We start from the raw sequence: 15,733 nt of genomic DNA on the forward strand, positions 1-15,733 counted from the left end.
GGGTGTGTATCCAAAATGCTTTAAATTTTTTCGATCTAGCCAATACGATGTCTCAATCAGCAGGATGCATCAAGACCTAAGCATAATGCCCGATTTAAAACATGATGTCTATTTACTCATAAGCAGTACTAATAAATAGTAGAGTAGACACAGTCAGTTTAGGTTTTTGAAGAAAAACCTATCGCAAAATTGATATGAATAAGAAGTCAATAAATCGTTAAACAATCAAAAGTTCAGAAAGCTTTAACCGTTTAATATTATAGGATAATACAGGGAAATAGAAATCAAGCAGGCACAAAAAAACGCCAACAGTGGCGAGTGCTATTTATTCGATAAGGTTTAGTATAAAGATAGGATTTATATGCAGACAATGCAAAATAAAATGGGGCGACTGATGGGACTCGAACCCACGACAACCGAGATCACAACCCGGGGCTCTACCAACTGAGCTACAACCGCCATAACTATTGCCAAAAGAATAGGCAAGATTTGCAGGCTAAATGGCGCGCCTGGCAGGATTCGAACCTGCGACCACCTCCTTAGAAGGGAGATGCTCTATCCAGCTGAGCTACAGGCGCTCTTAGAGGACTTTTATATACTATCATTCAGTCTATAATATAACTTTTACTATATCAGAAACTAAATCATTATACATAAAAAAAAGCCTGTAAGGCTCTTAAAATAGATGGTCGGAGTGATAGGATTCGAACCTACGACCCTCTGGTCCCAAACCAGATGCGCTACCAAACTGCGCCACACTCCGAAATTCTCTATTATCACGATAGTTTGTTGAGTAACTCGTTGTTGGCAATGCCGCTAACTTGTTAATGTTCCTCGCTATCGAGGTGCACATATTAAGGGGTAAAGGCGATTGTGTCAACACCTATTTTCGATTAATTTTAAATAAATGCTAAATTCTTTCAAAAAAGGCATTCTTATAAAAATAGTCTCTTTAAAAACCTTCGTTAATTATGATTCTTATCATTAATAAAATCATTATTCCTCATTCAAATTCGCAGGCAAATCACCGTTGACCATACCTGTCAGCACATCAAACGGTATTAGCCATAAATCCGCATGGTTTGAGTGGTTACTGTTAGTACCATCGCTAATGTCACTGCTAATGTTACTTTTATTATCGCCATTGTCACGATAAATCTGCTGCTTAAGCGCCACTGGTCGTCTCTTGTCTCCTAATACAGGATATACCATCCAACCTTGCCCTGCTTGATAGGCCTGTGCATAGCTGGTCAACTGATAGGCATCGCTGGCAGTAATGGCACCAGCATGAGACAGGTATTTCCATTTGATATCGATGACGTGGCTATAGCAACCGTTTACTGTCTCTTGACTAACCGCGGTGTCACTCTGATTTTGGTTATTATCATTATCAGCCGTTTTATATATCAGCAAATCTGGTCGTATCGATACGCATGCTTGACCCTCGCTATCATTGAGCCAGACACTTTGGGTTTGATAAAAAGGACGATAATGGCTACTCACTTGCTGAAACATCGACGCGATACGCTGACTCGCCCACTGTTCAAACGCCTGATTCATATCGATTAATAGACACAATCTTGGCTGAGGTAGGTTTGGTCGAGTGGGGTCAATACCATAACCTGTCGATGCATTTGACTGCTGTAATAGCCAATAAGCTAGGTCTACCAACTGCTGTGCGGCTTGCAGTTGCTGTTTTTGTAATGGCAGGACGCTTAACTGCTGCTTTGCTTGAGTATATATTGACTCTAGCCGCTGTCGTTCCCGCTGGTTTAGCCCAAATAACGGCTGCCATGGCCGTAAGAGCGGTGTACATGTAGATCTAGGCAGTAACGGCATCAGCCATACCAATGCGCTCTTAATCAAGCGATTGGCCAACATATCTTGACTGAGCACACTACGCTCACAGACAAACTTATGCGGCTGCATGCTGTTGTGTCGTAGCTGATCTTTGATGACCAGCCGCCCTTGTAGCGATGATTGGTTATTGATCTGCGCCTGATAGTGCTGGGTTGGCTGATAACGAACCAAGCGCTGCAAAAACTGCTCTAATAGCCAGTCTGACAATGGCGGAGCCTCTACAGATAATGGCATTGACTGATCACTAAATTGACCTAGATTTTTCATGCTAGGCAGCTTACGACTTTGACGCGCATCAAGACGAGTTAAGTCAGATAACATGCCTTGTACCCAGTGACGAGTCTGAGCAATATTATTATATTGAGTGGATTGATTCAGTTTTGGCAATAGCTCAAGTGTCATACCACTAGGCAAAAGGATAATTCCTATATGATGCCCAACCTTGAGTTGCCACTGTCCTTGTTTACGCTTGATGGTAAACACGGCAAATTCTTGCGCCATTAGCCAATGAAAGTCAGAGACATGCGCGAAATCGTACGCTGTGAGGCGTTGATGTTCAAATACCGTGATAACATTTGCTACGAGAGCCTTACTGTTAGGCATGCGAGCATAAAAACTGTCTGCATTAATATTATCTGCATTAATATAGTTTCCTTGCGCATAGTATTGATTATGAGTTCTCACTAAACAGCCACCTTACTCGTACAAACGCTGATAGGTAGCGGGCTTGCCAAACTCACCAGTCTTAGCAATAAGGTCAGGATTCATCATATAGCCACCTACGTTCATCGATTGACCAAGAAAGGCGCCTTGTTCTGCAAACATTTGATGTTGCGTCGTTGCATGGTTCTTACTCATCGGATCATACAAATCATTATTTATCATTGTTTGGCTGTCGTGGATGAACTGGGTGCTTAGCGGTTGCTGCTCATCTCTAAAAATATACTGCAATATAACCACTTGACCGCCCGCAGCTTGCGCCAACTGCGGAATGATCTGTTCGACCAACACCGTTTGTAATTGATCTAAATCATCGACTGAAAATAAAAAAGCATGCCCCAACTGCGCCTCGGCTCCTAGCGTCTGTGTGATACGCATGTTTAAGCCTGTTAGCAATTTGCTTAAATCTACCGTTTCTGCTTGTGCACGATCAGTCGCGCTAGCGATATCACCAATTATCGGTAATAATTCAGGCTGCGGTGGACAATCAATAAAGCGAAAACGTCGACGTAATGCCATATCAAGCGGCGCAAGTGAATGATCTTGGGTATTCATAGTGGCATAGATATCAATATTGGCAGGCACACTAAACGCACGCCCAGAATACGCCAAATGAATCGTCATCGCATTTGGTTTGCCAGCGCGCTTGTCTGGCTCAATCAAACTGAGCAGCTCGCCAAAGACTCGTGATACGTTGGCACGGTTAATCTCATCAATCAACATCGCGTAACGATGCTGAGAGTCACGCGCGGCACGCTGACATAGCTTTAAAAACGCTCCATCTTGAACGGCGTAGCTCATCTGGGTATTACTCGAGTGACTGTTATTTGCGTGGATAGAGCCGCTCATAACAGGACGAATACCTTCGACAAACTCTTCATAACCGTAAGCCTGATGAAAGCTCACCATACTAAAACGCTGCTGACCAGAGTTTTGGTTTTGATTGGACTGGTTATCATGCTGTGCCTGCTGAAACTCCGCCAATTGCTGTGACAACTCTGTTAGCAACACCATACTCTCAGGCAGTAAATACCATGCGCCGCTGTTATCTTTATCAAAATACGCTTGGCTGGCACGGTTTTTATAACTCACTGTATCTGACGTCGTAGGACTGTGCATTTGCAATACAGACCAAGCGGTATTGCTTAGGTTTTTCTCTCGATCGTTTTGCAGTGCTTTTGTAGCAAAGAATATATGATTAACCAATTCAGGTACTTTTACCAAATCTTGCTTTTTTGACTGAAAATCTAAGAATATCAAGCATACAACATCACGCCAGCTTAGGCTTTGCAACAGCTGCCCAAGTAGCGCTTCATTATCTGTCTCAGGCAGACAATCAGTATATTGCTTCGCGATTTGGAGCAATCGATAGGTTTTGCCAGTACCCGCGACGCCAGTATAAATAATATTGGTCGGCTCGTGAGTAGACATATCAGACATAGCATCATCCAGTATTGAAAATTTATGAAATAAGACGTACCAACATCACGCTATTATAGCGCGGTGGTCTCGTAAGAGATTGTCTACTAAGCAGATCCGTGCATCATCATTGAGCGATTTTAATTATTTAAAACTATTTCCTAGCAACACAATATAGATGACTGCTGTTTTATAAGCGCAGCAGTTCATGCTAATAATAGTAGGAAAGCAGCGGTTAATGTACCATAGTGTTTGTAATGGCCTTGCTAACACTTACTGTTTGCCACTATCAAAAACAACATTCGATTTATCTACGTTAAGGAAATTTGTATGTCAGGATTATTAAAAAAACTGCCCGTCAAACTGACCAATAAAAAACCAGCCAAAGTCTCTGACAGCACAAGATCATCCATCGAAAAACCCAGCAGCACGCTAAAACCAATCAGTAACCAATTTACCAAACTATTATCCGTGACCAAATATCTACCTGCCAGTGCACGCTCAAGTATTCTCTCAAAAGCCTTTGGCAAAGTTGTACCCTACGTAGGGACAACAGGCGTTTACTATGAAATGGTTGAGCCCAATCAAGTCATCGTCAGTCTAAACAATGTCAAAGGGGTACAGAACCATATTGGTTCAATCCATGCGGTAGCCATTACTTTACTAGCTGAAACGGCAACAGGCTTCATTCTGGGGTTAAACTTACCCTCTGATCGCGTACTACTGATTAAATCTTATTCCGTTAATTTTTATCGCCCGATCAAAAAAGGTCAAATTGCAGCCGTAGCCAGCCTATCTGATGAGCAGCGCTTGCAGATTTTAAATACGCCAAAAGGTGAAATGGTTATCCCTTGCGTCATTGATGACCGTGAATCTGATAGTGACCGCGACCCGATTGTAGTGGAGATGACTTGGGCTTGGATTCCAAAATCTGAACTAGAGGCGCGCCGCCAAGGCAAAGCACATGAAAATGCCTCAGAAAATAATACGGATACTACAGTAGATAACGAGCAAGACGACGCACTCTCTGCAGATGACGAGACTATTAATAACAAATAATCGATTAAACCGACATAACATTTGCTATCTGCATTTTGTGGCGCATCTAGCATGTTTATGATCCATCAACTTAATAAGGAGACAAGGATGTCCAAACTTAGCACCTATTTATCTATCGTACCACTGGTTGCTATGTGCTCATTAGGCTTGGCTGTTGGTGCTAACGCCAATCCGGCGACAGCTCCTGCCGCTAATATTAAATCTAGCCCAACTTTTTTGGGTGATGGCGGTCCCTACCCTTTCTCAGAAGCCGTACGTGTTGGCAATACATTATATATGTCGGGACAAATTGGTATTAAAGACGGCAAGTTGGTCAAAGGCGGTATCGACGCTGAAACCAAGCAAACATTAGATAATATCCAGAACACGCTATCCAAATACGGTTATCAAAAATCCGACCTGATCAAATGCACAGCTATGCTGGCAGATATGGACGACTTCGATGATTTTAACAAAGTCTATAAGGCAGAACTGTCTAGACCTTATCCTGCACGCTCAGCGTTTGGCGTATCGGAGTTGGCCGCAGGAGCGAGCGTTGAGATTGAATGCATCGCTGCCAAGTAATAGCAGTTGAAAACGTTACCCCGTTAATTTCAGAAAAAAGACCAGATAACTGACTATTTCGCTCAGTTATCTTTTTCTATTTTTCAGACCTTGCTCTCCAAATACTGTTCTCCAAATACCGTTTCTCATCATTTATAGCTAAGCATTTATACCAGTATCGTATCATCCGTTAAGGCGCTTTCTTTCGTCACTCGCAGTACCTCTTCTAGCGTCGTTCGCCCTTCCATCACTTTACGTAGACCATCCGCGCGAATCGATGGTGTCTGCTGGCGAGCATACGCTTCTAACTCATACTCAGCGGTATTACTATGAATCATACGGCGCAGCGTATCATCAACTGGTACGACCTCATATATCGCCGTACGTCCTTTAAATCCTGACTGATTGCATTTATCGCAGCCTACTGGCTTGGGTAGACGAATCGCCTTACTTGCTGCATTTTCAATATCGCTGTCCAATACTTTCTCAATACCAATTTCGGTAAAAAGCTTGGCTTGTTCGGTGTCCGCTGCCTGCCAGCCATGACAATGTGAGCATAAAGTACGCACCAAGCGCTGTGCCACCACGCCGATCAGTGACGACGATAATAAAAATGGCTCAACACCCATATCTTGCAATCGAGTGACCGCGCCAATCGCGGTGTTGGTATGCAGCGTTGATAAAACCAAATGCCCTGTCAAAGACGCCTGTACAGCGATCTCTGCCGTCTCTAAATCGCGAATCTCACCCACCATCACCACATCTGGATCTTGACGCAACATCGCACGCAGACTTTTGGCAAAGGTCATATCCACCTTATTATTAACCTGTGTCTGTCCGATACCGTCGAGCTGGAACTCAATCGGATCTTCGGCGGTCAAGATATTGCGCGTTTGGTCATTCAAATCAGTCAATGCCGAATATAGCGTGGTGGTCTTACCTGACCCCGTCGGCCCTGTGACCAAAATAATCCCATGCGGACGATGAATCAAGCGCTTCAGCTCAGTATAGTCATTATCAGACAGCCCCAAATACGTCATGTTAAGACGTCCCGCTTGCTTGTCTAGTAGACGCATCACCACGCGCTCGCCAAAGCTCGACGGTAGTGTCGATACACGCACATCGACTTCTCGCCCTGCCAGTCGTAAGCTAATACGCCCATCTTGCGGTACACGCTTTTCTGCGATATCCAGCTTGGCCATGACTTTGATACGTGATACCAGTAATGGCGCGAGTTGACGCTTTGGCGTGATAATTTCTTTGAGCTCACCGTCGACACGAAAGCGAACCACCAAGCGTTTTTCAAAAGTTTCGATATGAATATCTGAGGCATTTAGGCGAATGGCTTCTGACAACAGTGCATTAATCAGACGAATAATGGGCGCATCATCTTGCTGATCCATCAAGTCTTCAGTCTCAGGGACGCTATCTGCTAAGCTATCAAGATCCGGATGATCCTCAAGACCAGCAGCGATATGCTGCGACTCTCCGGTATTACCAGCGTAAGCCGCGTTCATACGTTTTTCAAAATCATCCGAGCTGACACTTTCGTAAGTTGGTACGCCGCGACTACCTTGCTGCTGTAAAAACCGCACCGCTTCATTGATTGCGGATAATGGGGTGGCTTTCGTCAATACCAAAGTTGGCGGCAACTCAGGATCAATGGCGAGTATGGCCAAAATCTGATGGCGTTTCGCAAAGCTGTACGGCAACTGCATCATAAAGACAACCTGATAAATAGAGATAGTGTCAAATAGACAATCACACCAAAGCACTGTAAATACACTGAGCTTGACTGACCAAGCCCAAAAAGATTGCAAGTAAGATTGCATGAGTTTGTTATAATAACATTTTGTTTTAGACGCGTATTATTTTATGTGGTCGGCGTTTTTTATGTATCGCCACTCGCCTATTTTTACGGTATATATAGCCAACTTATCATGCGATTTTTTATTTTGCTAACAGTGCGCTATTATTGTCTACTGCACTTTTTTAATATTACTTAGAAATCTCGTTATATTTTTTCTGTCCACCTTGCCCGCTCGCCATTAGGATTTTTAGTTATGTCAGAGACCGTTAGCACTGCTACTCACCCGACACCACTTTTGCAAGATACTTTTACCGTTGGTAGTCGTACCTTTTCCTCTCGCCTGCTGGTCGGTACGGGCAAATATAAAGACATGAGCGAGACTGGAGAAGCCATTGCCGCTTCGGCAGCAGAAATCGTGACCGTCGCTATTCGCCGTACCAATATCGGACAAAACAGTGATGAGCCAAACTTGCTCGATGTCATCTGTCCTGACAAATACACGATTTTGCCGAACACGGCTGGCTGCTTCGATGCCGAAACTGCCATTCGTACGTGCAAACTTGCGCGCGAGTTATTGGACGGGCACAATCTGGTTAAGCTTGAAGTATTGGGCGATGAAAAAACCCTTTATCCTAATATCACTGAGACCTTAAAAGCGGCTCAAGTACTGGTCGATGATGGCTTTGAAGTCATGGTCTATAGCTCAGATGATCCTATCGTCGCCCAAGAGTTAGAGAGCATGGGCTGCGTCGCTATTATGCCACTTGGTAGCTTGATTGGTTCTGGGCTTGGTTTGCTTAATCGCCATACCCTCAGCCTCATCATCGAAAACGCCAAAGTGCCCGTATTGGTTGACGCGGGTGTCGGTACTGCCTCTGATGCTGCAATTGCCATGGAGCTTGGCTGTGATGGCGTTCTGATGAATTCAGCAATTGCCCATGCACAAAATCCTGTGATGATGGCACATGCCATGAAACATGCCGTATGGGCAGGCCGCGCCGCATTTTTGGCAGGTCGTATGCCAATGCGTAAGATGGCAACTGCTAGCTCACCGCAGACGGGCTATTTTTTCCAGTAAGCGCTTGCTCGAGTCACCCCTAACAAAAAACCGATTATAAAATAATAAGACGGAAATCTGGTTGGGTCAGCACGCCGTCAGCTATCATTTTTATTCATTATCGTTTATTCATTCTCGTCATAAAAGGATTTATTATGCGACTTCTCACAGCAGTCGACCAGTTGTTCTTACTTCTTGAGTCGCGTAAACAACCAATGCACGTTGGGGGATTATTTTTATTTGAATTACCCGAGGGTGCTGATAGCGACTTTGTTTATCAGCTGGTAAAACAAATGCAAGAGTCCGATGTACCGCCGAGCTTTCCGTTCAATCAGGTGCTAGAGCATTTGGTGTTTTGGAAAAAAGACAAAGATTTTGATGTAGAGCATCATTTACATCATTTGGCGCTACCGAGTCCTGGGCGTATTCGTGAGCTGTTGATGTACGTGTCAAGAGAACACGGTCGACTGCTGGATCGTGCGATGCCTCTCTGGGAATGTCACGTCATAGAAGGAATTGAGCCGGAAGTAGAAGGTGGGCCTGAACGTTTTGCTTGGTATTTTAAGATTCATCACTCGCTCGTTGATGGTATCGCTGCCATGCGTTTGGTAAAAAAATCCTTATCACAATCCCCTACCGAACCCGTCTCGCTACCAGTATGGTCACTGATGGCGCGTCACCGTAATCAAATGAATGCTATTTTGCCTGCCGAAAGATCTATCAGGCGCATCATGAAAGAGCAAATATCTACCATCAAACCGGTATTTACAGAACTGATAGACAATCTGAAAAACTATGGTGATGAAGGCTATGTCGGTACGTTTGACGCGCCGATGAGTATTTTGAACAGGCGCATTTCCGCATCGCGTCGTATCTCGGCGCAGTCTTATGACATACAGCGCTTTAATAAAATTGCCGAAAGATTAAAAATCAGTAGAAACGATGTGGTATTAGCCGTCTGTGCTGGCGCTATTCGTCGTTATTTGATCTCAATGGATGCGCTACCCAGCAAGCCGCTGATTGCGTTTGTACCGATGTCACTGCGTACTGATGATAGTATATCGGGCAATCAGCTATCATTTGTACTAGCGAATTTGGGCACACATTTAGACAACCCATTACGCAGGATAGAGCTTATCCATCGCAGTATGAATAATGGCAAACGTCGCTTTCGCCGCATGAATCAAGCGCAAGTCATTAATTACAGCGTCATCGCCTATGCATGGCAAGGTATCAACTTGGCGACTGGCGTATTTCCAAAAAAGCAAGCCTTTAACCTCATTATTTCTCACGTTCCTGGTTCTGAGAAGCCGCTATATTGGAATGGTGCACGCTTACAATCACTGTATCCCGCTTCTATCGTATTCAACGGTCAAGCCATGAATATTACTTTGGCCAGTTATTTAGATAGAATTGAGTTTGGCATCACTGCTTGCAGTAAAGCATTACCGCGTGTCCAAGACATGCTCATGCTGATAGAAGAAGAGCTACAGTTGTTAGAAACTGTCAGTCAAGAGTTGGCGTTTGAAGGTATCACCGTTGAAGATAAACCTGTTAAAAAAACAAAAAAGCTGGCTCCTTAACGGAACCAGCTTTTTAATATTTGACTCGCTCAGCGTTTAAGCCTGCTTATTTTATAATTAGATCACATCGCCCCAAATTGGCACGACGGTTTGCATCAATGGCTTGAGCAGTTTGACGTTACAAGCAAAGATAGAGCCTGAGGTCATAGAGTTGTGCGCGCCCGTGTGATCAACAACAACGCCGCGCGCTTCGGTGACGATAAGCTCACCTGCTGCGATGTCCCAAGGCTTAATCGACATCTCAAAATAGCCATCAAAGCGTCCAGCAGCAACATAACACAAATCAAGCGCCGCTGAACCCAGACGACGTACCTGACCACCAGCTTCAGAGATCTTTTGTAAGCTCTCAAAGTGCTGCTTGGCATAAGAGATCACTTCGCCATTACGCTTACGCTCAAGCGGATGACCTGTGGTAAAAAACCCACCATCGATGGTTTTGCGTTCGCTGACGTTGATACGGCGTTGGTTCAAACGTGCGCCTTTACCGCGGCTAGCAGAGAACATCTCATCACGGATTGGATCATAAATCACACCATGCTGCGTCACGCCTTTATGCTGTACAGCGATAGATACGCAGAACTGCGGTACACCATGAACGAAGTTCTTAGTACCGTCTAGCGGATCGATGATCCAGCACCAGTCAGCGTCTTCGCCGCGACCTTCTTGCATACCAAATTCTTCACCCAAAAACGAATGATTCGGATAGCTGGCTTTTAGGGTTTCAATCGTGAGCTCTTCGCTAAAGCGATCGATGCGCGTCACCAGACCATCAAGTCCTTTAGACTCGATATCTAACTCGATTTTGTGACGGTTTTGATGCGCATATAAAATCTCTTTACCAACTTTTTCAGCAGTACGCGCTGCGATGACGACCATGGGTTCCATAAATAACCTATTTGCTTGATGAATGAATATAAAAAATAAAACCAACTCTGTGCCCACAACATGCCAAACAGCCGCCGCATCACACCACATCTATGCGATTAAACACCTGCCTGTTATCCATGATAATTGATAACAGGCAACCGCATTATACTAAAATTGTTCGATAAAAACGAAAAAACCGTCACGCTGACCAAGCCAGTATTTTGGTGGTCATACAAACTGCGCAAGTTGTAAAAAAGTCAGCACCTACGGCTAGCAGGCGTTTGCTCTGTTTAAAGAGCGAGTATCTGTTTACAGTAATAGCTTTTAAAACAATAATTTGTAAATAATACTGCAAATCTAAAAAGTAAAATTTACGACAACAGTTGCTTAAGCTGCTTAATAACACCTGCAATATCTAAACCACAATCCGCCCACTGCTCTGCCTGTGAGCCATGCGCGATAAAGCGATCAGGAATACCTATGTTGCCAACAGCTGGACGCTGACGTTTAAAAGCAGCCGATTCATTGAGCAAGTATTCATTCACTGCGCTACCCGCGCCACCCATAATCATATGCTCTTCTAAGGTTGCGATATGCGTCACCCCTTGCGCCAGTAAACTCTCAAGCATAGCTGTATCTAGCGGTTTTACCCAGCGCATATTGACCACATGTACCTGACACTCTAACGCTGTATCATCACTGGTTAAGCTCTCGGCCGCTTGCTGAGCAGTCGCAACCATCGTACCAAAAGCCAATATCGCTAGCTTATAAGGCGCATCATTGCTGCCCAATACTGACTCAATAACGGCTTCACCGATTGTATAATTCTGTGCTGGCTGCTCGATAGCTGCGCCTGTACCGGTACCACGCGGATAACGAACTGCCGTACATCCCTGATACTCATAGCAAGTATTGAGCAGATGGTAGCATTCATTCTCATCTTTTGGCGCAGCAATCACTATATTCGGGATACAACGTAAAAAGCTAAAATCAAACACGCCTGCATGCGTGGCACCATCTTCACCAACGAGGCCTGCACGGTCAATTGCAAACATGACATCGAGATTCTGTAGCGCCACGTCATGAATCAGCTGATCGTATCCGCGCTGTAAGAACGTCGAGTAAATCGCCACAATAGGTTTGACACCTTGCGTTGCCATACCGGCCGCTAGCGTGACCGCATGTTGTTCGGCAATAGCCACATCAAAAAAGCGTGTTGGAAAATGACGAGCAAAGTCAATCATGCCCGAGCCTTCTTCCATAGCAGGAGTGATCGCGAGCAACTTATCGTCTTCGGCCGCTTTATCGCATAAGAAATTACCAAATACTTGCGAGTATTTTAGCGCAGGTTTTGTGTTTTGCTTTAATGCTTCTGCAGATTTGCTCTGAGACTCATTATGAATCTCTGCTGTTAGCTTACTAATCGCGTGATAGCCGACCGGATCTAGTTCTGCTGGTGCAAAGCCTTTGCCTTTGGTGGTATAGATATGTACCAAAACAGGCCCTTTGACTTGCTTGGCAATTGACAACACACGTAGTAGCTCAGGGATATTGTGCCCATCAAACGGACCAAAATAGGTAAAGCCAATCGCTTTGAATAAGTTATCTTCTAATTGCGGTACATCACGCATCTCTTTGTGACGTTTGCGGCGATCAAATGCTTGCATATCAGGACGCTGGCAAAGCACAGGCTCACCTGACTCAGAGATATCGACTTGGTAGCCCGACTCCCAAAGCATCGCTAAATGCCGCGAAAAACCACCGATAGAACAAGAAATCGACATATCGTTGTCGTTCAAAATGACTAGTAGATCGGCATCTTGTTGGACTGCATCGTTCATGGCCTCAAAAGCCATACCACCAGTCATCGCACCATCACCAATGATACAAGCAACCGTTTGCGCGAGGCCTTGATAGCGCAGCGCCAAGCTCATGCCCAAACCGGCTGAGATAGAGGTTGATGAATGCCCAACGCCAAATGTATCGTAGATAGACTCTGCACGCTCTGGGAATGCAGTCAGACCATCTTTTGATCTGATCGTTGCCAGCTGCTCACGGCGACCTGTCAGGACTTTGTGTGCATAGGCCTGATGACCCACATCCCACACTATCTGATCCTGCGGAGCATCAAGTAGATAATGCAATACAATCGTCAGCTCAATCACACCCAAATTGGCGCCAAAATGCCCACCGCTTTGTCCTGCTGAATACAACAAAAAAAGACGCAGTTCATCAGCCAGCGTAATCAGCTGAGTGGTTGAAAGCGTATTCATATCAGAAGGTGTGTTAATGGCATCAAGCAATGGCGTATGCGGACGCACGCGAGGAATCACAGTATAAGTCTGCTGTAAGCTCGATAGCTGGGCGGCAGAATCAGATACTGATGCAGATGAGGACTGAGACTTTGGGGAATGAAGTGACTGCTGCATAAACCGTACGATACCTACCAATCTGCTGACAAGACGTGTCTCCAATATAGCAATAGCTACAATTGAGAGACGTCAATAATATCTACATCATTATTGATGTAATCGACCATATAATTATTCATGCAACTTTACGTGTATATAGCTGCGCTACGTATCATATGAACACGCTACCACAGTAGATCGTGCCTCAAAACTACGTGCTTTAATACCAAGGACTATTATTATGCCCTATTATTTTGCATCAATATCGGATGTTAGTGACGACATAGTAATGTAAGGATAAAGACTTGTCACTGTATCCACCAAAATAGTATGGCATAATAGCATTTTTTTTTAATTGTCGCTTTAATCATCGTGCGTCGTCTGTGAACTTTGTGTGTTTTTATAATAAATACAATAAGCACGCGTTCTTTATGAAAGGGTTATACTGCTATCATCTTGGCCTTATCGTTCAGGCTAGAATGTTATTGCGGGTTTAATAGTATTATCACAAACCCTTCACCGCCACGACTTTAGGCTTATGCAGGACAGTAATGTCATATCAATTTATCACTAGTGCCAAACTACCCACTCGTCATGGCGAGTTTGATATTCATATCTTTGAAAACGACGAAGGCCAAGAGCATGTCATGCTGACCGTCGGTCTGTCTGTGGTCGATCAAACGACAGCACCTAGCTCAGATGACACGTCGTCGCAAAGACCAATTCCGCTGGTTCGGATTCATTCTGAGTGCCTAACAGGCGATGCGTTTAGCTCATTAAAGTGTGACTGCGGACCACAGCTCAATACTGCCATGCAAGCCATCCAAGAGTCAGGTTGCGGTGCGATTTTGTATTTGCGTCAAGAAGGTCGCGGTATCGGTCTGACCAACAAGATTCGCGCTTATGCCCTCCAAGATCAGGGACACGACACGCTGGATGCCAATCTCATGTTAGGCTTGCCTGCTGATGCGCGTATCTATGATATGTGTGGTCCGATGCTTGCCCATATCGGTGTCAACGCTGTCAGACTCATCACTAACAATCCAAACAAAGTTGCTTATTTGACTGAGCATGGTATTGACGTTGTCGAACGGGTGCCATTGTTGGTCGGTGTCAACGATATGAACGCTGAATATCTAGCAACCAAACGCGATCGTATGGGGCACATGCTCGATAAAGATTTTAATACAGCCATACACCTAAATAAATAGATGTCTTATGAGTATTTCAAATATAGATAACCAAGCAGACCTATCAACCGTAGCGTCAGAGACCACGCCAACCAATCAAGACATCCTGCGCGTACGGGCGTTTTTGGTGGACCTGCAGGCTCGTATCTGCGACGCCTTAGAGGCACAAGAACGCGATGGCGGCGGCAATGCAACTTTCGTCCCTGACGATTGGGAGCGCAAAGAGGGTGGCGGCGGTTGTTCGTGCGTATTGACAGATGGCACGGTCATCGAAAAAGCAGGCGTGATGTTCAGTCATATCCATGTCCACAATTTGCCTGCTTCTGCCACTGCACGCCACCCCAATATCGCTGGTCGCAAAGCGCAAGCCATGGGCGTGTCCTTAGTGGTACATCCCAAAAACCCAAATGTCCCAACCAGCCACGCCAACGTACGTTTGTTCGTGGCAGAAGCAGAAGGCGAAGCGCCGATTTGGTGGTTTGGTGGTGGTTTTGATTTGACACCTTTTTACCCCGTACTCGCTGATTGTATACACTGGCATCAGGTCTGTCATGATCTATGCGCGCCTTTCGGTGACCATATTTATGCTGATTTCAAACAGTGGTGCGATGAGTATTTTCATCTGCGTCACCGCGATGAGCAGCGTGGTATCGGTGGTTTGTTTTATGACGACGTCAGTACGGAGAGTCGCGGTTGGGATTTTGAGACGTGTTTTGACTTTATGAAAGCCGTTGGCAATGGTTACCTTGACGGTATCATGCCGATTTTTGAGCAGCGTAAAGATATGCCTTATACCGAAGCACAGCGTGAGTTTCAGCTCTATCGCCGTGGCCGTTATGTAGAGTACAATCTGGTCTACGATCGTGGCACATTATTTGGTCTACAAAGTAACGGCCGTATCGAGTCGATCTTAGTCAGTATGCCACCTCTTGCCAGCTGGCATTATCGGTTTGAGCCGGCTGAGGGCACACCTGAGTTTGAGTTGACTGATTATTATCTCAAGCCGCGTGATTGGTTGGCTCTCTAAGCTTTTTTAAAGCTCAAGAATGTTAGGTTTGAGAGTGTAGGTCAGCGATTATCGTTGGCCTTTTTTATATCTAACAAACGATTTGCTAAAGGGGTTTTATATCATCCGATGATTACGAGGATATAACATTATATTGCTCCCATTCTGCCGATAAACGCTACAATAGTAGAGACTCTTTCGCAGCCAC

General features: G+C 44.9%; 11 protein-coding genes and 3 tRNA genes. 6 read left to right on the forward strand and 8 right to left on the reverse strand.

Annotation, left to right across the window (positions count from 1 at the left end; translation table 11 throughout):
* Window positions 1-383: 383 nt before the first annotated feature.
* From AC58CZ_RS08200 to AC58CZ_RS08220, 5 genes are all read right to left on the reverse strand, one after another.
* Window positions 384-459: transfer RNA gene (locus AC58CZ_RS08200), tRNA-His, on the reverse strand.
* Window positions 460-501: 42 nt separating this feature from the next.
* Window positions 502-578, reverse strand: a tRNA-Arg gene (locus tag AC58CZ_RS08205).
* A gap of 108 nt (window positions 579-686) precedes the next feature.
* Window positions 687-763 (reverse strand) — tRNA-Pro (locus AC58CZ_RS08210).
* Between the two features lie 233 nt (window positions 764-996).
* On the reverse strand, window positions 997-2,544 hold the full coding sequence (locus AC58CZ_RS08215; RefSeq protein ID WP_494224010.1) for a 5-methylcytosine restriction system specificity protein McrC: 1,548 nt from the start codon (window positions 2,542-2,544) through the stop codon (window positions 997-999).
* A gap of 12 nt (window positions 2,545-2,556) precedes the next feature.
* Entirely contained in the window at window positions 2,557-4,020 is a 1,464-nt protein-coding gene (locus AC58CZ_RS08220) for an AAA family ATPase (protein ID WP_494224009.1), read from the reverse strand.
* Window positions 4,021-4,329: 309 nt separating this feature from the next.
* On the opposite strand from AC58CZ_RS08220, the gene AC58CZ_RS08225 reads away from it, so the two are divergent.
* Together AC58CZ_RS08225 and AC58CZ_RS08230 are read left to right on the forward strand one after the other, a co-directional pair.
* On the forward strand, window positions 4,330-5,058 hold the full coding sequence (locus AC58CZ_RS08225) for a DUF4442 domain-containing protein (protein ID WP_494224008.1): 729 nt from the start codon (window positions 4,330-4,332) through the stop codon (window positions 5,056-5,058).
* An 87-nt stretch (window positions 5,059-5,145) separates the two neighbouring features.
* Complete coding sequence (locus AC58CZ_RS08230; protein WP_494224007.1) at window positions 5,146-5,622, forward strand: Rid family hydrolase; 477 nt, start codon at window positions 5,146-5,148, stop codon at window positions 5,620-5,622.
* A gap of 146 nt (window positions 5,623-5,768) precedes the next feature.
* Here AC58CZ_RS08230 and gspE read toward each other — a convergent pair whose 3' ends face one another.
* A complete protein-coding gene (gene gspE / locus AC58CZ_RS08235; protein WP_494224006.1) occupies window positions 5,769-7,322 on the reverse strand; it encodes a type II secretion system ATPase GspE in 1,554 nt (517 codons plus the stop codon).
* Between the two features lie 384 nt (window positions 7,323-7,706).
* Here gspE and AC58CZ_RS08240 point away from each other — a divergent pair, with 384 nt between their 5' ends.
* Window positions 7,707-8,489: a thiazole synthase gene (locus tag AC58CZ_RS08240; protein WP_494224128.1), complete on the forward strand. Its 783-nt coding sequence runs from the start codon at window positions 7,707-7,709 to the stop codon at window positions 8,487-8,489.
* 134 nt (window positions 8,490-8,623) lie between these two features.
* The gene (locus AC58CZ_RS08245; RefSeq protein WP_494224005.1) at window positions 8,624-10,051 is read left to right on the forward strand and encodes a wax ester/triacylglycerol synthase family O-acyltransferase; all 1,428 of its coding nucleotides are present in this window, start codon (window positions 8,624-8,626) and stop codon (window positions 10,049-10,051) included.
* Window positions 10,052-10,108: 57 nt separating this feature from the next.
* Here the strand turns inward: AC58CZ_RS08245 and AC58CZ_RS08250 are convergent, their stop codons facing one another.
* Window positions 10,109-10,936: an inositol monophosphatase family protein gene (locus AC58CZ_RS08250; RefSeq protein ID WP_494224004.1), complete on the reverse strand. Its 828-nt coding sequence runs from the start codon at window positions 10,934-10,936 to the stop codon at window positions 10,109-10,111.
* Between the two features lie 353 nt (window positions 10,937-11,289).
* Window positions 11,290-13,347 (reverse strand): 1-deoxy-D-xylulose-5-phosphate synthase, encoded by a 2,058-nt coding sequence (gene dxs / locus AC58CZ_RS08255; protein ID WP_494224003.1) that lies wholly within the window; start codon window positions 13,345-13,347, stop codon window positions 11,290-11,292.
* A 533-nt stretch (window positions 13,348-13,880) separates the two neighbouring features.
* On the opposite strand from dxs, the gene ribA reads away from it, so the two are divergent.
* Window positions 13,881-14,540, forward strand: coding sequence for a GTP cyclohydrolase II (ribA, locus tag AC58CZ_RS08260; protein ID WP_071002405.1), 660 nt, complete (start codon window positions 13,881-13,883; stop codon window positions 14,538-14,540).
* Between the two features lie 7 nt (window positions 14,541-14,547).
* Window positions 14,548-15,546 (forward strand): oxygen-dependent coproporphyrinogen oxidase, encoded by a 999-nt coding sequence (gene hemF / locus AC58CZ_RS08265; protein WP_494224002.1) that lies wholly within the window; start codon window positions 14,548-14,550, stop codon window positions 15,544-15,546.
* Window positions 15,547-15,733 lie beyond the last annotated feature (187 nt).

The organism is Psychrobacter sp. CR212, assembly GCF_059693765.1.

Excerpts from the sequence above, each read along its gene's own strand:
- AC58CZ_RS08220 (WP_494224009.1), bottom strand. The coding sequence starts at position 4,020 with ATGTCTGATATGTCTACTCACGAGCCGACCAATATTATTTATACTGGC.
- AC58CZ_RS08225 (WP_494224008.1), top strand. The coding sequence starts at position 4,330 with ATGTCAGGATTATTAAAAAAACTGCCCGTCAAACTGACCAATAAAAAA.
- AC58CZ_RS08230 (WP_494224007.1), top strand. The coding sequence starts at position 5,146 with ATGTCCAAACTTAGCACCTATTTATCTATCGTACCACTGGTTGCTATG.
- gspE (WP_494224006.1), bottom strand. The coding sequence starts at position 7,322 with ATGATGCAGTTGCCGTACAGCTTTGCGAAACGCCATCAGATTTTGGCC.
- AC58CZ_RS08245 (WP_494224005.1), top strand. The coding sequence starts at position 8,624 with ATGCGACTTCTCACAGCAGTCGACCAGTTGTTCTTACTTCTTGAGTCG.
- AC58CZ_RS08250 (WP_494224004.1), bottom strand. The coding sequence starts at position 10,936 with ATGGAACCCATGGTCGTCATCGCAGCGCGTACTGCTGAAAAAGTTGGT.
- dxs (WP_494224003.1), bottom strand. The coding sequence starts at position 13,347 with ATGCAGCAGTCACTTCATTCCCCAAAGTCTCAGTCCTCATCTGCATCA.
- ribA (WP_071002405.1), top strand. The coding sequence starts at position 13,881 with ATGTCATATCAATTTATCACTAGTGCCAAACTACCCACTCGTCATGGC.
- hemF (WP_494224002.1), top strand. The coding sequence starts at position 14,548 with ATGAGTATTTCAAATATAGATAACCAAGCAGACCTATCAACCGTAGCG.